This is a genomic window from Mycolicibacterium septicum DSM 44393, assembly GCF_000455325.1.
Taxonomy (GTDB): domain Bacteria; phylum Actinomycetota; class Actinomycetes; order Mycobacteriales; family Mycobacteriaceae; genus Mycobacterium; species Mycobacterium septicum.
Window position 1 is genome coordinate 1,863,822 of sequence record NZ_HG322951.1, and the last position, 21,369, is coordinate 1,885,190.

The window sequence follows — 21,369 nt, forward strand, 5'->3', positions numbered from 1 at the left end:
TGAAAAGTGCCCCAAACCTTCGGGTTTGGGGCACTTTCGTGTATCGGGCTAGCCGGTGGGCGGCATGAGCACCGTGTCGATGAGATAGACGGTGGCATTGGCGGTGTGGACCCCGCCGCACACCACCGATGCGTCGTTGACCTTCAGTGCGTCACCCGAGCCGGTCACCGTGACGGGTGCACCCTGCACGGTCGGCCGGCTGCCGACCACCTTGGCAGGGCTGGCCTGTCCGGGCACGACGTGATAGGTCAGGATCTTCGTCAGCATCGCGGAGTCCGTCTTCAGCGTCTCGATGGTGGCCGGGTCGATCTTGGCGAACGCGTCGTCAGTGGGCGCGAATACGGTGAACTCACCTCCGTTGAGGGTGTCCACCAGATTCACGTTCGGATTCAGCTTTCCGGAGAGAGCCGCGGTCAGCGTCGTGAGCAGCGGGTTGTGGGACGCGGCGACGGTGACCGGGTCCTGTGCCATCCCGACCACCGACCCCGGGCCGGACGGCACCTTTTCCGCGTAGGACGCGCAGCCCGGGCCGACCAGGTCCGAGGCCGGGTCGGCGGCCATCGCCGGCGCACTGGTGGCCTCCGGCGTGACGGGTGCGGACTGTGCGGTGTCGTTCGAGCAGGCGGGCAGCGCGAACATGGCCGCGGCCGACAGTCCCGCCACCGCGGCCATCTTGTAGTGAAGGATCAACATTTTCCGACTCCCTGTGAGTGATTGACGGTGACCGCCGTCACTTTCTCGGTCGATGGGTATTCGGAGCCGACCCGAATCCGGATGGGTGCCGATTTCGACCAATCCGGCAGAACCTCGGTGCCGAATACCCGGCATGTACACCTTGGTGCTCATCGGATTTCTCGGCGGACTCATCACCGGCATCTCGCCGTGCATCCTGCCGGTACTGCCCGTGATCTTCTTCTCCGGAGCGCAGAGTGCGCGCGTCACCGAGTCGAACGGCACGACGATCGTTGCGACGAAACCGGCACTGGCCGACACGCTGCGTCCCTATCGGGTGATCGCTGGCCTGGTGCTGAGTTTCAGCGTGGTGACCCTCGCCGGCTCGGCACTGCTGCAGCTGCTGCACCTACCTCAGGACGCGCTTCGCTGGGCGGGGCTTCTGGCGCTGACCCTGATCGGGCTGGGCCTGATCTTCCCGCGCTTCGAGCAGCTGCTGGAGAAACCGTTCAGCCGGATCCCGCAGAAGCAGTTCGGCTCTGGGAGTAGTGGTTTCGGGCTGGGGTTGGCGCTGGGCCTGCTCTATGTGCCGTGTGCGGGTCCGGTTCTCGCGGCGATCGTCGTCGCGGGCGCAACCGGTTCGATAGGTGTCAACACCGTTGCACTGACCCTGTCGTTCGCCATCGGCGCCGCGCTTCCCCTGCTCGTCTTCGCTCTCGCGGGACGTCGGGTTGTCGAGCGGGTCAACGCATTTCGCCGCCAGCAGCGCAAGATCCGGCTGATCGGAGGAATTGTGATGCTGGTGTTCGCGGTGGCGTTGGCCGCCGACGTGCCGGCGAAGTTGCAGCGGGCGATCCCGGATTACACCAGTGGGTTGCAGGACCGGGTGGCGGGCGCGGGCGACGTCCAGGAGCGACTGAGCCCGACCGGTAGTGGACAGTTGTCGGATTGTCCAGAAGGTGCAGAGGAGCTCCAGAACTGCGGTCCCGCACCGGATATCACCGGTATCACCGGCTGGCTCAACACCCCTGCCGGCGCGCCCGTCGACCTCAAGTCGCTGCGCGGCAGGGTGGTGCTCGTCGACTTCTGGGCGTATTCGTGCATCAACTGCCAGCGGGCGATTCCCCACGTTGTCGACTGGTACGGCAGATACAAGGACTCCGGTCTGACCGTGATCGGTGTGCACACACCCGAGTACGCGTTCGAACGGGTACCCGGCAATGTCGCCAAAGGTGCGGCCGACCTCGGCATCACCTATCCGGTCGCCCTGGACAACTCGTACTCCACCTGGACGAACTATGAGAACCGGTACTGGCCGGCCGAGTATCTGATCGACGCGAACGGCGTTGTGCGGCATGTGAAGTTCGGTGAAGGCGGCTACGACGCGACGGAGCGGTTGATTCGCGAGTTGCTCATGGACGCCAAGGATGCCGCGTTGCCGGCCCCGGTGAACGCGTCCGACGTGACACCGACATCGCCACTCACGCCGGAGACCTACCTCGGAGTCGGTAAGGAGATCAACTACGCCGGTGGCGGGACGTACGACGAGGGCGAGGCGGTGTTCGACTATCCGACCAGCCTGCCTGCCGACTCGTTCGCGCTACGAGGGCCGTGGCGCCTGGACTACCAGGGTGCGACCGCTCAAGGCTCCGGCTCGGCCATCAAGCTCGATTACCAGGCCCGGCAGGTGTATCTCGTCGTGGGTGGCACCGGCACCGTGACCGTGCTGCGCGGTGGTGAGACGACGAGCGTGCCGGTGAGCGGACCGCCCACCCTGCGCCAGATCGTCAGCGATCGCGACGCGCATCGGGGTGAGGTCGAGGTGCGGTTGAGCCAAGGGCTGCAGGCTTTCTCGTTCACCTACGGGTGATCGGCGATGAGCACTGTCGACGCGGCGTTAGGCTACCGATCGATGGCACGCACGCCGGAGGTGAGCAACGTACTCGACGCCCAGCTGCGCCGGGTGGCCCGTGGCGACGCCGAGGCGTTCGCCGGGCTGTACGACGCCACCAGCGCCCGCATATACGGATTGGTCATCCGGATCCTGCGCGATCCCGGTTACAGCGAGGAGACCACGCAGGACGTGTACGCCCAGGTGTGGCGGTGTGCCGCTGACTATGACCCGGAGCAAGGTTCGGCGCTGGCGTGGCTCATGACGTTGGCGCACCGCCGTGCGGTGGACCGGGTGCGGGCCGAGGTGGCTTCCAGCCGGCGCGAGGCGCGTTATGTCGCGTTGAGCTCCGAACCCGACACCGATGTGGTCGCCGACTCGGCGATCCGCTCCGACGAACGCCGGCAGGTGACCGACTGCCTGGGATCGTTGACCGACCTGCAGCGGCAGGCCATCGAGCTGGCGTACTACGACGGCCTGACCTACCCGCAGGTGTCCGAACGGCTGTCGACCAGTCTGGGCACCGTCAAGACCCGGATGCGCGACGGACTGCGCAGGCTCCGCGACTGCCTGGGGGTGACATGACCAGCGATTCCGAGCTGCCGGACCTGGCGACGGCATACGCGTTGGACGCAGTTTCCGACGCTGAGCGCGTCGACATCGAACGCCGGCTGGCCGATGCTCCCGTCGAGATCGCCGAGGCATTCCGCGCCGAGGTGCGTGCGGTGCGCGAGTCGATGGCGATCGCGTCGTCGACGACGGCGACGACTCCGCCGGCGTCGCTGCGCCAACGGGCACTCGCGGTGTCCCGCGATTCCCACCGTGACCGCTTCCGTTGGCGCACAGGGCTGGTGGCAGCCGCCGCAGCCCTCGTGGTCGCCGCGGGCGGCTTCGGCGCGGGGCTGGCATTCCGCCCGGCGAGCGGGCCGACCACCGCAGAACAGGTGTTTTCGGCAGGTGACGTCCGCACTGCCACCGGGCAGGTCGGTGCCGGTGGCACCGCGACGTTCGTGTACTCGCGCGATGAGCGGACCGGTGTATTGGTGATGAACAACGCGGCCCCACCACCGTCCGGGATGGTCTACCAGATGTGGCTGATGACCGATGAGGGGCCGAAGTCCGCGGGGATGATGGCGACCATGCTGCCGTCGACCACGGCCATGGTGCGGGATCTCGGGGATTCGACCGCGTTGGCGTTCACCATGGAGCCCGACGGCGGATCGCCGCAGCCGACGGGGGAGATGATGGCCCGGCTGTCGTTGACCTGAGTCGCGCTCCGCCGGTCAAGGAATCGCGGAAGATCGCGATTGAAACGCCGGGTCTTCGCCGAAGATGCGCCGACGGCCCGGAAGTTGGGCCGTCCTCCCGGCCGGTTGTTTCGTGGCGGGTTTGCTGAATCTGCTCCGGGCCGGGAAATCGGTGGGTGAGCACCTCGTGAGGGGTTTGCTATCGGTGTTGGTTGCCCTAGCATCGCGCACATGCGAGCCCGGAAACCGCATGTGGTTGAAGAGCATTGGCGCGGCCTGGGCCGAATACGCATATTTACCATCGCGTTAGCCACGGCCCTGATTTGTCCTCGGCGATGACCGCGACATCCTCTACGACACCCGCAGCGGCGTCCCCGCCGCGGGCCCCGTTCCTGGCGTGGTACTACAACGTCCATCCGGCCTATCGGCTGACCATCCGATGGGCCTTGATCCTTGCTCTCACCGCCTTCGCCTTCCGCGCCAGCTTCACCAGCCTGGTGGTCACGACCCGGGAAGGCGGAATCGGGGGATACGTGTGGACGGTGCCCGTCGCAGCCGCACTGGTGGCGGTGGGAGTGGCCCGCCGCAACCGTACGGAGCTGCCGATCCACGACCGTCAGACCGACATCATCGTCGGCATCATGGGTCTGGGACTGGCATTGATGATCCAGGCCGTGCTGCTCGACCGATACGCACTGTTCTTCCATCTGCTGCGCCTCGACCTGGTCGCGGCCTGGCTGTTCGTGCTGTGCTGTTGCATCGTGCTGTTCGGCCTGCGCCCGGTGTTGCGGTTCTTCTGGGTATGGGCGCTGTTCGTGATGGGCTTTTCCCTGCCCTACTACTTGACCGTCGTCGTCCTGGGCGGCGGGAAGTTCGCGGCGGGCGCCACGACGCTGCTGATCGCCGCCGTCGGCACCGGAACCGCGGTGGGTCGTACCTTCCGCCGCGGGGTGGTCGGCTCACTCGGTGCCTGGGTGGTCGGATTCGCCGTGCTCATCACGATCGGCATCGGCTTTCCCGCGACGCCCCTGCTGGTCTATCAGCAGGCCCCCGCGTTGACCGCGATATGTGTGGTGGGGATCGTGATGTATCTGGCATCACGGCGCGGAGCTCCCAAGCTGTGGCTGGACCGCAAGGTGGAACCTCTTGCCGCCAAACAAGTTTGGTCCGGCGTTCCGCTGGTGGTGGCGGTTGCGCTGGCGCTGTCGGCGTGTGCGCTGCCGACGCAGGTGACCACCGCGCCGATCAGCCGGTCCAGCCCCGGCACGCTGGCTCCTGGTCGGCCACTCGTCCCGCCGCCCGGGTGGTCGACCATCAAGCGAGAGGACTACCCCAAGGTTCATCGGCTCTACGGTGACGGCGCGATTCTGGTGCGCCAATACCTGCGTGCGGACTCCGGGAGTCCGAAGTGGGACAAGCTGGGCAAGCCACGGACGGTCGTGATGGACAGCATCGTGAGCCGGCGCCCGTTCACCTTCGGTGTCTATCCGGCGCGGGTGGTGTACGGCTTGACCGGCGCGCGGCTGAGCACGTTCCGGCAGGTCGATCTCGGGATGGGAGTGCGCGCCCAGCTGCTGTCGGTGGTCGACGACGACTTGTTGGTCACCTGGAACTCGCTGCAGTTCGCCTGGGGCAACAATGATCTCGCCCAGCGGGTGACGATCTTCGCCGTCGACAACCACGAGCCGGACGCACCGTTTCCGCAGCCTTCAGAGAGCATCGTCTCCACCCTGCGGACGCTCATCACGCTACTGTTCCGCGGCAACGCCGTGCTGGACGAGCGCACACCGGTATACAAGGACGCAGGGCTGCTGACGACGTTCGCCAGGGCACTGGTGGCGGCGCAGGCGCCCTGCGCAGCCAGATGCCCATGAGTTCCGGCCCGCCGTCCGCGATCACCCAGATCCCGGAATTATCGCCCCCGAAAGGGAGTTGCCGAGGTTTACCGATGTGCCGCAGACAATTTGTTGAATGAGCCAATTCCTGATGACGTCTGGTTGCGGGTAAGTGAACCGCAGCAAATCGCCGGATGCGGTTTGCCATCGTCACCCGGTGCGGATCTGGCCCACGTCGTGAGCAGACTGGGGTGGCGATTGCCGTAAAGGCGGGTGTATCCGCAATGTCCAATCTAGACTGACGCGGGTGACTTCCCGCATATGGTCCCTGTTTGCGGCCACGGTGCTCATTGCAGGAACGGCAGTCGCACCTGCGGTGGCGACTGCCGCTCCAGAAGATGACATCTCACTGGTGAATTCGCCGACGCTGAATCTGCGGACGCTCGGTGCGAATGCGGATATCGCGCTGTATGGAATTCAGGGTTCGCAGACCCTGACAATTCCGGTGCCGCGCGGACTGATTCCCGCCGAGCTGGCGGCGACGGTGCAACTGCCGGTCAATACCCGCGGCGGCACCCTCGAGGTGACGCAGGACCAACGCGTTCTGTCGCGCGTTCCGCTGCCCCCGGACCAGGCGCCGATCACCATTCCGCTGACCGGTGCCCGGGTGGTGGAAAACGCTCTGACCGTGCAGTTGAACAGTTACCTGACGATGCCCGACGGGTATTGCGCGTACGACCCGACGAACCCGCTACGGCTGATGGGCACCGATGTCCGGTTCACCGGCGCAGAACAGCCGCCGACGGTGATCGCCGACTTCTTGCCGCCGGTACTGAGCAAGCTCACGCTGTTCGTCCCGCCGAATCCGTCGCAGTCGGAATCCGATGCCTCGATCCGGATTGCGACCGCGGTGGTGGCCCGGTACGGCCTGCAACGTCCTTCCGTCGACATCGTGACGACCGATGGCGGTCCGGTTGCGCCGCCGCAGCCGCTGGAGCGGCAGGTGATCGTGCGTGAGGGGGAGGCACCAGGATTGAGCCTGCAGGGGCCCAATGCTGTTCCGGCCCTACTTATTTCGGGCCCTGCCGGCGAGGTCGCCAACCAGGCCCGGTTGCTGTCCAGTGACATCTCGAAACTCGCAGTGCAGTCGAAGGCTGTGGTGGGGCCGCTGTCCAACACTCCGCAGCTGCCGAGTGACCACACCACGATCCGTCAGCTCGGCCAGCCCGGCGTCAACGCCACGGCTCTCGTCAATCCCCGCGTCACGGTTCCGTTGGACCAGACCAGGCTGGGCCGAGCGGTTCACGATGTCCGGGTGCATCTGCAGGGTTCGTACACCCCGCTGCCTGCCAGCGTCGCAGGCCAGGTGATGATCAGCATCGGTGGGCAGACGATCGACCGTTGGCCGACCGAGGCGAGCGGCCGGATCGACCGGTGGGTCGACGTGCCGGATTGGCTCCTGGAGCGCTACACCAACGTGGACATCGCGATCGACGCGGCAGGCAACACCGGTCGCTGCGGCGAGTTCCAACCCATCACGTTGACCATCGACGGCGAGTCTCCGGTGGAGAGCAAGCTGGCCAAACCTCCTGTCCCGACGGGCTTCCAATCGTTGCCACAGGCATTGATGCCGCGGTTGGCGGTCGGGATGGAGCCGGGGTTCGCCAACCTGCGCCGTGCGGTGCAGATCCTGACGGGGCTGCAGCGCCTGAGCTCACGCCCCTTCGACGCCGAGGTCCGTTCGCTGGCCGACGCTGTCGCTTCGCCCAACCCCGCCTTGCTGATCAGCGCCGACGGCTGGAACGACGAGCGGATCGCACTACCCGTGGCAGTGAATTCCGACGGTCTGATCACCGTCGAAAACGTTGACGGATCGGGTAAATCCTCCACTCTGACCCTCGATCCGAAGGTCGGCTTCGGATCACTGCAGACCGTCTACACGGGAGGGCGCTCGGTGCTGATCGCCACCTCCAGCGGGGCTCCGGGGGAGCTGGACCGGCTGCTGGGCTGGTTGGGGGCCGATGTGCCGCGGTGGTCGGGCTTGTCCGGCAACGCCGTGCTCGCGATGCCGGGACGCGATCCCGTCACCCTGACCACTCCTACTGCCCAACCGGAAAGTGCGACCGCCACTGACCACAAGTCACTACGGCTGTGGGTCGGCGCTGGGGTCGTGGTACTCGCGGCGCTCGGGGCCGGGCTGGTCGCACTGCGTGGGCGGCGGTCCCGGGGACAGTCGTGACGACGACGCTGCAGGGCACCCGGCGCGATTGGGACCGGCTGGCGCAGTGGTGGTTCGGCCTACCCCCGACCGTCCGGCTGGTGGGACGCTGGGCGCTCATCGCCGTGCTCACGTTGGTGGCGTTCCGTGCGAGTCTGCGCAACCTGGTCCAGACCACGCTGGAGGGTGGTCTCATCGGCTATGTCTGGATGGTCCCGATCGCGGCCGCTCTCGCGGCCGTCGGGGTGAACTTCCGGCGCCGTACCGAACTACCGATTCATGACCGGCAGACCGACATCATCGTCGGCGTGATCGGACTGGGTCTGGCGCTCATGGTGCAGGGGGTTCTGCTCAAGCGGTACTCGGAGTTCTTCCACCTGATGCGGCTGGATCTGTTGGCGCTCTGGCTGTTCATGGTCAGCAGTGCCCTGGTGCTGTTCGGAGTGCGGCCGGTGGCCAGGTTCGGATGGGTGTGGCTACTGCTGTCGCTGATATCCGCCCTGCCGTATCAGGTCGTCGTGATCGCGCTGGGGGGCGGCAACTTCGCCGCAGGCGTCGGGACCCTGTTGATCGCCGCGGCGGCCACCGCGATCGCGGTCGGCCGTACCCGCAAGCGTGCGGTGGTCGGCGCGCTCGTCGCGTTCGTGTTCGGTTTCGCGATCCTCTTCGTGATCGACAAGCTGTGGCCGCACGTGCCGGTGATCGTGTACCAGATGATCCCGTCGCTCGCGTCGATCCTCGCAGTGGGCATTGCGGCGCGGCTGTACACGCGTCGTGGTCAACCGAAGAAGCTGCTCGACCGCAAGATCGAACCACTTGCTGCCAAACAGATCTGGACGGCAATTCCGCTGGTGGTCGCGGTCGCGGTCGCCCTCGCGTTCATGCCGTTGCCGCAGCAGCGCAGTGCCACGCTGATCAGCCGGAGCGCGCCGTACGATCTGACACCCGGTATGCGACTGGTGGCACCACCCGGCTGGTCGATCACCGGCGAGCAGCAGTACACCGGGGTGAAGAGGTACTACGGCGACGAAGCCGTCCTCATCCGCCAGCGGATGACCGCGGACGTCGGCGATCCGCGGTTCGACAAACTGTCGGCACGGCGAAACCTCATGGTGGACAGCATCGTCAGCGAGCTGCCGTTCTCGTTCGACGCATATCCCGGGCAGGTGCTGTATGACACCACGGGAACCCGGCTCAGCACGCCACAGCCGGTCGATCTCGGCTACGGGGTGACCGGGGAGCTCTTCTCGGCGATCGATGACCGGCTGTTGGTGAGCTGGGACGTACTACGCTTCGCCTGGGGCGACCAGGAAGAGGATCAGGTGGTCGACATCTTCGCGGTGGACAACCATCTGCCCGACGCGCCGTTCCCCGATCCACAACGTGGGTTGGTTTCTACGCTGCGAAACCTGTTCACCGTGCTGTTCCGCGGCAATTCCGTGTTGGTGCAGCGCAGGCCGGCGTACAAGGACGCCGAGCTACTCACCGAGTTCGGCCGCGCCCTGGTGGCGGCACAGTTCGTGAAGGGCGCCGGCCAATGACTTTCGACGAGACGTTCCACCCCGAGACCGTCACCGCGGAGCAGCGCGACTACGCGCTCAATCGGGCGATCAACGGTTTGCGTGAGGACGATCCGGTGCACTCGGCGTCCAAACCGTTGATCGGTTGGCAGAAGCCGGTGCTGGTGGCCCTGCTGGTGATTGTGATCGCCTTCGGGATCTGGCGGCCCCTGCAAACCACGGTGACGCTCATCGGGTTGTGCACGCTGGCTTATCTTTTGACCCTCGGCGACCGGGTGTTGATCTTCAAGCGCGGGCTGGCGTCGCGTCCCATCGTGATCCCCGACGATGTGGCGCGCGCGATTCCCGATGAGGATCTCCCGGCGTACACGATCCTGGTGCCTGCCTACAACGAGCCGGAAGTGGTCGCCGACCTCATCGCGGCCATGGATGCCCTGGAGTACCCGAGAGACCGGCTGCAGGTTCTGTTGCTGCTGGAAGCCGATGACCAGATAACGATCGACGCCGCGAAGGCCTGTGGCGAATCCGACGTCATCACCATCCTTTTGGTGCCGCCCGCCGAGCCCCGCACCAAACCCAAGGCGTGCAACTACGGTCTGCATTTCGCCACGGGCGATATCGTCACGATCTTCGACGCGGAAGATCTGCCCGAGCCGCTGCAGTTACGCCGGGTGGTGGCGGCCTTCCGCGACCTACCCGACAACGTGGCGTGTGTGCAGGCCAAGTTGGTGTATCACAACGGCCACCAGAATCTGCTGACCGCCTGGTTCACCGCCGAATACGCGCTGTGGTTCGGCTATCTGCTGCCCGGCATGATGGTGAGCACGTCTCCGATTCCGTTGGGCGGGACCTCCAATCACCTCCGCCGTGACATCCTGCGGAAAATCGGCGCCTGGGATCCGTTCAACGTCACCGAAGATGCCGACCTCGGCCTGCGCATCGCCTCGAACGGATATCACACCGCGGTGATCGACTCCTACACCCTCGAAGAGGCGAACAGTGACGTGATCAACTGGATCCGTCAGCGCTCCCGGTGGTACAAGGGCTACCTGCAGACCTGGCTGGTACACACCCGCGAGCCGGTGAAGTTGTACCGCACGTTGGGATTACGCAGTTTCGTCCGGTTCAACCTGGTGCTGGCGGGAACTCCCATCATCGCGGTCCTGAACCTGCTGTTCTGGTTCATCACCGTGCTGTGGTTCCTGGGTCAGCCGGCCGTCGTCGGCTCGGTGTTCCCGGCACTGATCTACTTCCCGGCACTGATCGCGATGATCATCGGCAACTTCACGGTCATGTACATGAACATGATCGCCCTACGCGAGGACGATCGATCTGATCTGCTGCTCGCCGCGCTGAGCGTGCCGCTGTTCTGGCTGATGATGAGCATCGCGGCCGCCAAGGGCGCTTACCAGATGATCAGGCAGCCGTCGTTCTGGGAGAAGACCTTTCACGGACTGGCCGAGCGTCCGGAGGACAAGGCTGCCCACGAGCAGATGGCCTCCTCGGCGTGATGTCAGCGGCGGCCGGACGGTCGGATTTCAGGCTGAAGCTGACGATCTTCGTCGCCATGCTCTTCGTCTACCTCGCGGTCGGACACTGGCTGCAGGTCCAGCACGGGTTCATCATGGGCGACACGTTGTCACGTGTCGTGGCCACCCAGTCGGTGCTGTTCAGCCGCGATCCGCACCTGGCTGCCCTCGGGTTCATCTTCACCCCGGTGGCCGCCATGGTGCAGATTCCGGCGGTCGCGCTCGGCGCGGTGTGGCCGGACATCGCGGGCCGGGCGTTCGCGGGCACGATCATGTCGGCGACCTTCATGGCAGGCGCCGCGGTGCAGATCCTGAGTATGGGCACCGATCGTGGTCTGCCCCGGGCATATTCGGTGACGCTCACCCTGTTGTTCGCACTCAACCCGATGATCATCTTCTACGGGTCCAACGGGATGAGCGAAGCGCCGTTCATCTTCTTCATGACATGGGCGGTGCGCCGGCTCATCTTGTGGATGGTCGACGACGATGTGCACCATCTGGTGGCCGCGGGCGGCATCGCGATGGGATTGGCCTATCTCACCCGGTACGACGCGGCGGCCTGCGTGGCGGCGGCCGGGTTCCTGGTGGCCATCACGACCTATCTCCGGGCCAAACCGCCGCCCCGGTTGCGGCGCGCCTTTCTGGACATGTTGATCGTCAGCGGCCCCGGCTTTCTGGCGTTCCTCGGCTGGGCGGCCGCCGGCTGGCTGATCACCGGTGAGGCGTTCGCGCAGTTCACCTCGCAGTACGGCAACACGGCGATCCTTGAGCAATCCGGGCAGACGGCGCCGAATCTGTTCGACGGCCTGATGTTCGCGGCGGTCTGCATCATGCTGTTGGCGCCGACCATGCTGCCGTTGGCGTTGTGGGCGGTGATGCAGCGATGGGGCCGGCCGAACTGGCAGATGTTGATCGTGCCCTTCGCATTGTTCGGTGCGGTGCTGGTGTTCCAGTCGTACAGCTACGCGTCGGGATCGACGTTCCCGTTCCTGCGGTTCTTCATCATCGCGATACCCCTGTGCGTGACCATGGCGATGCTCGGGGTTCCGGACGGGGTCTTCAGGACGCCGACCCGCCGGGGCAGATATGCGCCGCCGGCTCCGACCGCCGAGCCGGTCAAACCCAGGTCCGCCGCGCCGTATGTCGCCGTTGCCGCGACGGTCGCCATCGGTATCCCGGTGACGATGCTCGGTATGGCTCAACCCAAATACGCGCCGCAGGAATACGGACTCGGTGCGGTGCTGAATCCGGATCCGTACAACGTGACCGAGCGGAAGGCGATCGAGCACCAGATCGCCCGGACGTTCAAAACCGAGCGGGATATCGCCCAGTACCTGGAGAATCTCGACCTGCCGGACAGCTCCGTGATCACCGATACGGTGTACGGGTTCGGAATCCTGGCTGCGTCGAGCCGGCCGCAGGTTTTCGTGATTCCGTCAGACCCGGATTTCACCGAGTTGCTCAATGATCCGACCGCCAACGGGGTCAGATATCTGCTCGCGGTCCCGGCGACCGGGCGCGGCACATCGGATGCGCTCAATGTGCGCTACCCGACCTTGTACGACACGGGTGCCGAGGTGGCCACCCTGGAGCTGGAGGTTCCCAATGACGGTGACGGCCAGCCGGATTGGCGGCTCTACCGGGTGAACGAGCCGGTAGGCAGGAGATAGCCGGTCGTCACGGGTGGGCCGCGGTGAACGCCGGGCAATCATTGGCTGCCGGGACCGATTTCATCCGATCGTTGAGCCAGCCCACCGCCGCAGCGGGTTGGACCTGTTCGCGTGTCGCATCAGGCCAGAAGGCGATCTGGATGCCGTCACCCATCTTGCAAGCCGCGGTGAGCGCCCGCTCTGTGGAGGCGGCCGGGATCACCGAGTCCTTCCCGGCATAGATGACATACATCGGTGCTTTCGTGGGTCCTTGCGGCAGGTTCGTCTTCTGGATGTAGCCGCGCAGCGTCTTCAGCGCTTCCGGGTTGGCGGGGCGCAGATCATCGGCACTCAACTTGTCTGCCAGTGACTTTCGCTTCGCATCGTCATTGCAGCTGAGCAAGGCGTCCCAATTCTCCTGGGCGGCACCACGACGGTAGTCGTCGACTTCGAAGTCGTAGTAGTACTGGTCTTTCAACGCGGCGAGATAGGCGACGTAGGCCAGCTTCTGATCGGCGTTCAGGGTGCCTGCCATCGCCCCGTCCGCGAGGGCATCGATATTCGCCATCGGCGCCAGAGATGCAGTGGCGACCAGTTTGAGGTCGTAACCGTAGTTGTCGATGAGTTCGTTTGCGGCCCAGGTGGCCTGCCCGCCCTCGCGAGCGCCCAGTGCCGCCCACGATGTGGAGGTGTTCGGCACGATCGTCCGAGCCGCCCGTACCGCATCGATCACGTTGTAGCCGGCCGTGGTCGAGTCCAGATACGGGTGGAAGTCGTAGTCATCGGGTTTGTCGGGCTTTCCCAGGCCCTGGTAGTCGGGCACAGTGACCACGTAACCGGCGTTGAGCAACGCCACCACCGTCGTTGCCTCGCCGCGCAGATCGGGTGACAGCGAGGGAGCGCAGTCCGCCGACGTCCCGGTGGTCGAATGCCCCAGGGCCACCACCGGAAAGCCCCCCGCTGGTGGGTTGCCCTTGGGTACGAACACCGTGCCCGTCACGTGTGAGACCGCATCGTTGACACCGTTGCGCGAGGCGTACGTCATGATCTTGGCTTGCGCGGTCGCGTCACGCAGCGCCGGCACCAGGTTGTCCAGGGGCGCTTCGGAGACGACGTGCCCGGCGCTGTCCGGGTCGCCGGCCGAGCCCTGGGTCGGCGACCCGCCACACGCCGTGAGAACGGCGAGGGCAACTGACAGCAGAACAGTGACTCGAACCATCGAACGTCCCCTACCTGGTGATCCGTAGCTGGTTGGCGGGCAGCCCCCATCTTTTCATCGGAGTGCGGGTGAGGTCTGGCAGATTGGGCACCATGTCTGTGATCGATGTGACGTCGCACGGCGCCACCGGGGACGGAACAACCGACGATCATGCGGCCGTGCTGCGCGCTGTTCGCGAAGCGGCCGACGCGGGTGGCGGCACGGTGTTCTTCCCGCCGGGCGAATATGCGTTGTCGGATTCGATCGGTAACGGCGACGACGGCTTCTCCCACATCTGCCTGATCGGCGCGGGAGAACGCGCTGCTCGATTGCGGGTGACGGCCGATGTCGCGCCGATCAGCGGACGCTGGATCGAATGCCGGATCGAAAACCTCAAGATCGATGCGAACTCTCAGGGTTCACCGGGATTCGACGTCGACTTGGACAAGAGCTATGTCAGGCATTGTTGGATCCTGGGCTGGACCGACTACGGCATGCGGCTCAACGCCAACACCGAGGGTCTGCTGAATTGGATCGACGACAATTTCATCGAACAGAGCACGGGCTACGGCATCTACACCACGTATCGGTTCTTCGATTCGTGGATCGTGAACAACAACATCGGGTCGACAGGCCCCAACCTGTCGATCGAGGCAGGCCCGGTACGCATTCTGGCCAACCACCTCGACGGGGCCCCGCAGAACAACATCGAGCTGCGCGGCAACAAGCAACTGACGATCATCGGCAACATCTGCGAGGGCGCCCGGAAGGAGGCCATCGTCTTCACGATGCCGTCGTGGCTGGAGTCCGATGACGAACAGGTGGCGATTGTCGGTAACAACATCACCAACGGCGGTAAGGGTGCGCCGTACAAGTATCCCGCCATCGGCATCTATTCCGTCGACGCCGACCACCGCACCAAAGGCTTCAACGTCACCGGAAACTTCATCGCCAATACCGACGAGGGGGCCGGCTGGAGCTACGCCGTGGATGCCCGGTACGTCGATGACATCGCGATTTCGGGAAACCAGTGGGACAACAACGGATACAGCGAGGCGCCGGTACGGGCCGAGGGGCGCAACGTCGGGATCGCGGGAAACACGTCGGGAAACCTGACGCCGTCAGCGCGGCGCGCGGTCGTCACGTTGTCGGCACCCGGCACCTTCGAGAGTTCGCCCGACGCCGAATATGTCTATCTGCTCGCCGCGGGAGCTTCGAAAGCCAAGCTGCCGTCTGCCCTGCACAACACCTGCCGCTACACGGTCAAGAACGTTTCCGGCGCCGACGCGAAACTCGGTGCGGTCAAAGGGCAGGCGATCGACGGTAAACCCGAATTCGTGCTTGCCGATGGCCAGGCAGTGGACGTCATCTCCGATGGGGCGAACTGGTGGACGGTGTGAGCGGTCCACTCACGTCCCCGTCGGATGCCACGCGCTCACTCATTTCGCGCGAGGGATCTGCGCCGATTCTGTAATCGGATTCTGACTCAGCAATCCGACACTCGTTTGCTTGCTGCGCGATTCGATTTTCCAGCAACGTGCCGGTAGGGGGTGTGTTCGTCGCCGGAGTTTGGTCGCTCGGGTGAATTGCACTCGAATTATGCGATTCGGCGGCATAATTTACGTGCATGGATCCCAATTCGAAGTCGTATCAAGCCGATAAGCCTCACGAATTGCGAGCGCAGCTTCCGCGGCGCAGGATGCTGGGCGGACTGGCGGTGGCAGGTGTCGCCACCTCGTTGATCGTCGCATGTGACGACAAGTCTGCCGGTGGATCATCCGGCGGCAGTGGGGAATTGAAGACCGACAACGGCGTCAAAGGTGCCACCGAGGCGACCAAGGCCGCGAACAAGAAGGTGCTCGACAGCTTGCCGTTCAACGAGCGCGGCGACTTCGAGGATGCACAACGGAATCTGGTCGGACGGCCGGATACGTTGACGATCAAGAATGCCGACGGCGATGTGGTCTGGGATCTGGAGGAATACAAGAAGTACATCTCCGACGACAAGCCCGCGCCGGACACGGTGAACCCGAGCCTGTGGCGCAACGCGCAGTTGTGCATGGAGTACGGCCTGTTCAAGGTGGCCGACCGCATCTATCAGGTGCGCGGTTACGACCTGTCGAACATCACGTTCATCCAGGGTGACACCGGGTGGATCGTGTACGACACCCTGATCTCACCCGAGACCGCCAAGGCCGCTCTCGACCTCGCCAATCAGCACCTCGGTGCCCGCCCGATCGTCGCGGTCATCCACAGCCACTCCCACGTCGACCACTACGGCGGTGTCCGCGGCATCATCAATCAGGCCGATGTCGATTCCGGCAAGGTGAAAGTCATTGCCCCGCAGGCGTTCGTCGAAGACGCCGTCAGTGAGAACGTGATCGCCGGAAACGCGATGGGGCGGCGGGCGGTCTACATGTACGGTGCGCTACTTCCGCGCAATGCCGAGGGCGGCGTCAACGGAGGCCTGGGCATGACGGTTTCCACGGGTCTGCCCACACTCATCATCCCGACGGACATCATCACCACCACCGGCCAGAAGATGACCATCGACGGCGTCGACCTCGAGTTCCAGATGACCCCCGGGACCGAGGCGCCGACCGAGATGAACACCTTCTTCCCGCAGTTCAAGGCCATGTGGATGGCCGAGAACACCACCAACACGATGCACAACCTGCTGACCCTGCGCGGTGCCCAGGTGCGAGACGCCCGGATCTGGGCGAAGTTCCTCGACGACACCATCAATACCTACGGGCCGAACACCGAGGTGAAGTTCCAGAGCCACCACTGGCCCATGTGGGGTCACGACAAGATCATCGACTACTGGAAAAAGCAGCGTGACATGTACAAGTACATCCACGACCAGTCAGTGCGGTTGATGAACAACGGTCTGGTCGGCTCCGAGATCGCCGAGGAGATCCAGATGCCGCCCGAACTCGGCAACTTCTGGCCGGACCGCGGCTACTACGGCACCCTCAAGCACAACTCCCGGGCGGTCTATCAGCGGTACATGGGCTGGTACGACGGCAACCCGTCCGATCTGGATGACCTGCCGCCGGCCGACGCTGCCAAGAAGTACGTCGAGTACATGGGCGGCGAGGACGCCATCCTGGACAAGGCGAAAAAGGACTTCGACGCGGGTAACTACCGATGGACGGCGATGGTGCTCAAGCAGGTGGTGTTCGCCAACCCGGACAGTGTGAACGGCAAGAACCTGCTGGCCGACAGCTACGAGCAGATGGGCTATCAGGCCGAGTCCGGGCCTTGGCGCTCGGTATACCTGCAGGGCGCGTACGAACTGCGCAACGGAGTGCCCACGTCCGGCGGCACCGATGTTGCGAGCCCGGACACGATCAGCGCGATGCCGCCCGAGATGATGTTCGACTACCTGGGTGTGCGCCTGAACGGCCCCAAGGCCGCAGGCAAGAACATCAAGCTCAACGTGACCTTCGACGACCTGAAGAAGGACTACACCCTCGTCGTGGAGAACGGCGTGCTGAACTACGCGCCGGGCAAGATCCCGAACGCCGACGCGAGCCTCACGCTGTCCAAGGACGCGATGAATCAGATTCAGATGGGCAAGCTCAAGCTCAACGACGGTATCGATCAGAACAAGGTCAAACTCGACGGCAACCGTCAACCGGTGGAAGACTTCGTGGGCATGCTCGATACGTTCCCGTTCTGGTTCAACATCGTCACGCCGTAGCCGACCGCCGGTGCGCCGGCCGGTAACGTGACGGCGTGACCGACGAACTCGTCGCGGTGTACGACGCCAACGGGAATGTGGTTGGCGCGGCGCCACGTTCGCGGGTGTATGCCGAGGGGTTGTGGCACGCAAGTGCCGGTGTGCTGGTGCGGTCTCCGGATGGGACCCGGATCTACGTGCACCGCCGCACCATGACCAAGTCGGTGTTCGCCGGGATGCACGATTGTCTGGCCGGTGGGGTCGTCGACCCGGGGGAGACGCCGGTGCGCGCCGCAACCCGGGAACTGGCCGAGGAACTCGGTATCGGCGGCGTGCCGTTGACGGCGCTGGCGTCAGAGGCCTGGGACGGACAGTGGGCCGGAAAACCCATGCGCTGTCACCTGTTCGCGTTCGAGGTGAGCTGGGACGGCCCGATCAGGCATCAGCCCGAGGAGATCGTGGACGGATGGTGGTGGACCGATGAGGAGCTCGCAACGCATCTGGCCGATCCGGACTGGCCCTTCGTGCCCGACACCCGGGTGCTGATCCCGCAGCTGCTGCGCTTACGTCAACACCCTTGAGGTAGCGCTGGGGATACGTCTTACTGGGTAGTACCTCACTGTCCAGGAAGATACCCGTGCAAACCGTTTTCGAACGAAATTCCCCCGCAACCAGCCTCGTCGACCGCTCGTTGGCCACGACCGCGCTTCAGCCTTTCTGGCTCGACGACATCCCTGGTCAAGCCCGCTACCCGGGGTTGACCAAGCCGTCGTCGCGCTACGACCTGGTCGTGGTCGGCGGCGGGTACACCGGCCTGTGGTCCGCCTTGATGGCAAAGCAGCGTGACCCCGGCATGCGGGTCGCCCTCGTAGAGGGACAGACGATCGGGTGGGCGGCCTCGGGCCGCAACGGCGGTTTCGTCGAGGCGTCGCTCACCCACGGCGCCGAGAACGGCCGCAGCCGCTGGCCGGACGAGATCGACGTTCTCGACCGGCTGGGGCTGGAGAACCTCGACGGCATCGCGAAGACCGTCGATTCGCTCGGCCTTGATTGCGACTTCGAGCGGACCGGCTCGATCGCGGTGGCGGTCGAGCCCTACCAGGCAGCCGAACTGGCCACCGCGGCGCTGCGGCCGGATCAGGTCTACTTCGACCAGCAGGCGATCCGCGCCGAGGTGAACTCGCCCACCTACCTTTCCGGAGTGTGGTCCAAGGACGCCGCCGCGCTGGTTCACCCGGCCAAACTCGCGAGTGAACTCGCCCGCGCCGCAAGTGAACTCGGTGTCGAGATCTACGAGAACAGCAAGGTTCTCGGCCTGGGTCAGGACCATCGGGGCGGGCCGTTGTCGGTGCGCACCGAGCGGGTGACCGCGTACGCCGACCGAGTGATCTTGGCGACCAACGGTTTTCCGTCGCTGCTGAAGCGATACCGCTACCACACGGTGCCGGTGTACGACTACGCCTTGATGACCGAGCCGCTGACCGATACCCAGCTGGCCGAGATCGGTTGGGGCAACCGGCAAGGCATCAGTGACATGTCGAACCAGTTCCATTACTACCGGTTGTCGAAAGACAACCGCATCCTGTGGGGCGGATACGACGCCATCTATCACTTCGGCGGCCGGATCCGGCCTCAGTACGAGGACCGCGATGCCACCTACCGCCGGCTCGCCGGCCACTTCTTCACCACGTTCCCGCAGCTCGAGGACGTCAGCTTCAGCCACCGCTGGGCCGGGGTGATCGACACCTCGACGCGGTTCTGTGCCTTCTTCGGGTCCGCGTACGGCGACCGCGTCGGATATGCCGCCGGGTTCACCGGGCTCGGCGTGGCGGCCACGCGTTTCGCCGCCGAGGTGATGCTCGACCGTTTCGCCGGTACGCCGACGGTTCGCACCGAACTCGAGATGGTCAAGTCCATGCCGGCACCGTTCCCGCCGGAACCGTTGGCCTCGGCCGGGATTCAGGCGACCCGCTGGTCGCTCGACCGTGCCGACCATCGTGAGGGCCGCCGCAACGTGCTGCTGAAGGCGCTCGACTCGGTCGGGCTTGGGTTCGACTCGTGAGCACATGTGTCGACGCCGTAGGCCTGGAGCTCGACCACGCGCCGCTTCCCGGTGAGTCGGTGCTGGACGGCGCTCCGACGACGGGGCATCGTGACGTGACCTCTTTGGCCGACGTGACGGTGGGCGTCTGGGAACACACCCCCGGCGTTTCCCGGGACGTGGAGTCGGACGAGGTCTTCGTCGTCCTGAGCGGGGACGCCAGTGTCGCGTTCGACGACGGCACTCCGACGATCGATCTCCGGCCCGGCAGCCTCGTTCGCCTGCACGCCGGGCAGCGCACCACCTGGACGGTGCGGGAGACACTGCGAAAGGTCTTCGTCGCATAGCGTTTCTGTGGGCCGGGCCGCGGCCGGGCCGCACAATGGGTCGAAGGCGTTGATGTAAGCGCCGGGAGGCAGTGCGGATGGGCCGAACATTGAAGTCCGAGTCGCCGCGGCGACGACGGCGACAGACGAAGCAGGGCGTCGTGCTGTCCGAGGAGCTCATCGTCGAGGCTGCCCTGCGGGTGTTGCAGTACCACGGTGCGGCCGGCCTGAGCGTCAGGCGCCTCGGCGTCGCCCTCGGGGCTGACCCCACCGCCCTGTACCGCTACTTCCGCGGCATCGAGGACGTGGTGCTGGCCATCACCGACGAGCTGTTGCGACGAGTGGTCGAGGGGTGGGAGCCGACCGGTCACTGGCGGGAGGACATGCGGGAACTGGGGCTGCGCCTGCACCGCGTCTACGTCGAGCACCCGCAGGCCGGTGTGCTGGCCGCGAGCCGGGTGACCGGAGGCGCCCACGAGATCCAGATCATCGAGACGGTTTTGGGTTCACTGCGGTCGGCCGGTTTCCCCGAGCGGGAGGCGGTCGAGGTGTATCACGCCTTCATCGACCAGATGCTGGGGTTCGCCGCTCTGGACGCCGCCTTCGAAGCCCTGCCCGCAGAACACCAGAAGCGCGATGACGACAGGTGGCGTGACACCTACGCGCAGCTGCCCGCCGAGAACTATCCGAACATCGCGGCCACCAGTGGTCTGCTCGACGAGTCGATGCGGCGCAGCGCGGGTGAATCGGCTCTGGATCTGCTTCTCGACGGCGTGGCCGCGCGGCTGGAGGCCCGCCGGCCGTAGCCGGTGCTCACCCTGCTTTCGCTGCGATGCCGTCGAGCAGTTGACCCAGGCCGGAACGGAATTCGGCCAGGGGGTCGTCGTCGGTCTGATCGAACACCCCGGCGTCGATGGCGGCTGCCAATGCGGGGAACCGGTCCGGTCGGACCAGTCGTCGCAGTAACGCTGGGTACTCCCGGTCGTCCACGTCGCGCGCCTCGATGGCCAACGCCGCCGAGCCCCGGGTGAAAACCAGCACGGCGATGACCGCGGTGAGCTTCTCGCGCTCGGTCAGCCCCGTGCCGGACAGGGCGGCCAGGCCGGCGTCGAGCCAGGCCAGTTGACCGGGATCTGCGGGCAGGCCGGCCGACGCGGCCTGCAGGATCCACGGATGGCGGTGGTAGATGGCCCACAGTTCATGAGCCCAATTCGACAGTGCACCACGCCAATCCGATCCCTCGGGCGTCGTCGGCGGCGGGCCGGGTCCGGTGGCGAGCATGAACGTCACCAGCTCGTCTTTGTTGGCCACGTGCCGGTAGAGGGACATGGTGCCGCATCCGAGACGCTCGGCCAGTCGTGCCATCGACAGGGCGGCGAGTCCGTCGGTATCGGCGAGTTCGACAGCCGCCGCGACGATCGCCTCCCGCGTCAGGCCACGCGACCGACTCGGCGCCGGGTCTTGTTGCCAGAGCAGGCGCAACGCACGGGGGAGCGGTTCATCGGGGCCGGACATCACCGCTCAGAGTAATCAGTGACAACCTGATGCGTATGCCATA

The 21,369-nt window shown here is 65.3% G+C and carries 17 protein-coding genes; 14 read left to right on the plus strand and 3 right to left on the minus strand.

The window, feature by feature from the left end; all coding sequences use genetic code 11:
* Positions 1-48: 48 nt before the first annotated feature.
* Complete coding sequence (locus TX88_RS08755) at positions 49-693, minus strand: fasciclin domain-containing protein (protein WP_044516148.1); 645 nt, start codon at positions 691-693, stop codon at positions 49-51.
* A 133-nt stretch (positions 694-826) separates the two neighbouring features.
* Here TX88_RS08755 and TX88_RS08760 point away from each other — a divergent pair, with 133 nt between their 5' ends.
* From TX88_RS08760 to TX88_RS08795, 8 genes are all read left to right on the plus strand, one after another.
* Entirely contained in the window at positions 827-2,542 is a 1,716-nt protein-coding gene (locus TX88_RS08760; protein WP_044516150.1) for a cytochrome c biogenesis protein DipZ, read from the plus strand.
* A gap of 42 nt (positions 2,543-2,584) precedes the next feature.
* Positions 2,585-3,148 (plus strand): ECF RNA polymerase sigma factor SigK, encoded by a 564-nt coding sequence (gene sigK / locus TX88_RS08765; protein WP_044519221.1) that lies wholly within the window; start codon positions 2,585-2,587, stop codon positions 3,146-3,148.
* Positions 3,145-3,831, plus strand: coding sequence for an anti-sigma factor (locus TX88_RS08770; protein ID WP_044516152.1), 687 nt, complete (start codon positions 3,145-3,147; stop codon positions 3,829-3,831). Before sigK ends, TX88_RS08770 begins: the two co-directional genes overlap by 4 nt.
* 314 nt (positions 3,832-4,145) lie before the next feature.
* Positions 4,146-5,684: a hypothetical protein gene (locus TX88_RS08775; protein WP_049924877.1), complete on the plus strand. Its 1,539-nt coding sequence runs from the start codon at positions 4,146-4,148 to the stop codon at positions 5,682-5,684.
* Between the two features lie 268 nt (positions 5,685-5,952).
* Positions 5,953-7,884, plus strand: coding sequence for a cellulose biosynthesis cyclic di-GMP-binding regulatory protein BcsB (locus TX88_RS08780; RefSeq protein WP_044516153.1), 1,932 nt, complete (start codon positions 5,953-5,955; stop codon positions 7,882-7,884).
* The gene (locus TX88_RS08785; RefSeq protein ID WP_049924878.1) at positions 7,881-9,404 is read left to right on the plus strand and encodes a hypothetical protein; all 1,524 of its coding nucleotides are present in this window, start codon (positions 7,881-7,883) and stop codon (positions 9,402-9,404) included. Before TX88_RS08780 ends, TX88_RS08785 begins: the two co-directional genes overlap by 4 nt.
* A complete protein-coding gene (locus tag TX88_RS08790) occupies positions 9,401-10,894 on the plus strand; it encodes a glycosyltransferase (protein ID WP_044516155.1) in 1,494 nt (497 codons plus the stop codon). Before TX88_RS08785 ends, TX88_RS08790 begins: the two co-directional genes overlap by 4 nt.
* Positions 10,894-12,582 carry an ArnT family glycosyltransferase gene (locus tag TX88_RS08795; RefSeq protein ID WP_044516156.1) on the plus strand — a complete coding sequence of 563 codons (1,689 nt, stop codon included), beginning with the start codon at positions 10,894-10,896 and terminating at the stop codon, positions 12,580-12,582. Before TX88_RS08790 ends, TX88_RS08795 begins: the two co-directional genes overlap by 1 nt.
* 7 nt (positions 12,583-12,589) lie before the next feature.
* Here the strand turns inward: TX88_RS08795 and TX88_RS08800 are convergent, their stop codons facing one another.
* Positions 12,590-13,780 carry a lipase family protein gene (locus tag TX88_RS08800; RefSeq protein ID WP_049924879.1) on the minus strand — a complete coding sequence of 397 codons (1,191 nt, stop codon included), beginning with the start codon at positions 13,778-13,780 and terminating at the stop codon, positions 12,590-12,592.
* Positions 13,781-13,872: 92 nt separating this feature from the next.
* Here TX88_RS08800 and TX88_RS08805 point away from each other — a divergent pair, with 92 nt between their 5' ends.
* From TX88_RS08805 to TX88_RS08830, 6 genes are all read left to right on the plus strand, one after another.
* The gene (locus TX88_RS08805) at positions 13,873-15,159 is read left to right on the plus strand and encodes a glycosyl hydrolase family 28-related protein (RefSeq protein WP_049924880.1); all 1,287 of its coding nucleotides are present in this window, start codon (positions 13,873-13,875) and stop codon (positions 15,157-15,159) included.
* 227 nt (positions 15,160-15,386) lie between these two features.
* Complete coding sequence (locus TX88_RS08810) at positions 15,387-17,465, plus strand: alkyl/aryl-sulfatase (protein WP_244438386.1); 2,079 nt, start codon at positions 15,387-15,389, stop codon at positions 17,463-17,465.
* Between the two features lie 35 nt (positions 17,466-17,500).
* On the plus strand, positions 17,501-18,025 hold the full coding sequence (locus tag TX88_RS08815; RefSeq protein ID WP_044516158.1) for an NUDIX domain-containing protein: 525 nt from the start codon (positions 17,501-17,503) through the stop codon (positions 18,023-18,025).
* Positions 18,026-18,081: 56 nt separating this feature from the next.
* Positions 18,082-19,506 (plus strand): NAD(P)/FAD-dependent oxidoreductase, encoded by a 1,425-nt coding sequence (locus TX88_RS08820; RefSeq protein WP_044516160.1) that lies wholly within the window; start codon positions 18,082-18,084, stop codon positions 19,504-19,506.
* Positions 19,503-19,832, plus strand: coding sequence for a cupin domain-containing protein (locus tag TX88_RS08825; RefSeq protein WP_044516161.1), 330 nt, complete (start codon positions 19,503-19,505; stop codon positions 19,830-19,832). Before TX88_RS08820 ends, TX88_RS08825 begins: the two co-directional genes overlap by 4 nt.
* 77 nt (positions 19,833-19,909) lie before the next feature.
* Complete coding sequence (locus tag TX88_RS08830) at positions 19,910-20,617, plus strand: TetR/AcrR family transcriptional regulator (RefSeq protein ID WP_044516162.1); 708 nt, start codon at positions 19,910-19,912, stop codon at positions 20,615-20,617.
* A gap of 7 nt (positions 20,618-20,624) precedes the next feature.
* On the opposite strand, the gene TX88_RS08835 is transcribed toward TX88_RS08830, so the two are convergent.
* On the minus strand, positions 20,625-21,326 hold the full coding sequence (locus TX88_RS08835) for a TetR/AcrR family transcriptional regulator (RefSeq protein WP_044516163.1): 702 nt from the start codon (positions 21,324-21,326) through the stop codon (positions 20,625-20,627).
* Positions 21,327-21,369 lie beyond the last annotated feature (43 nt).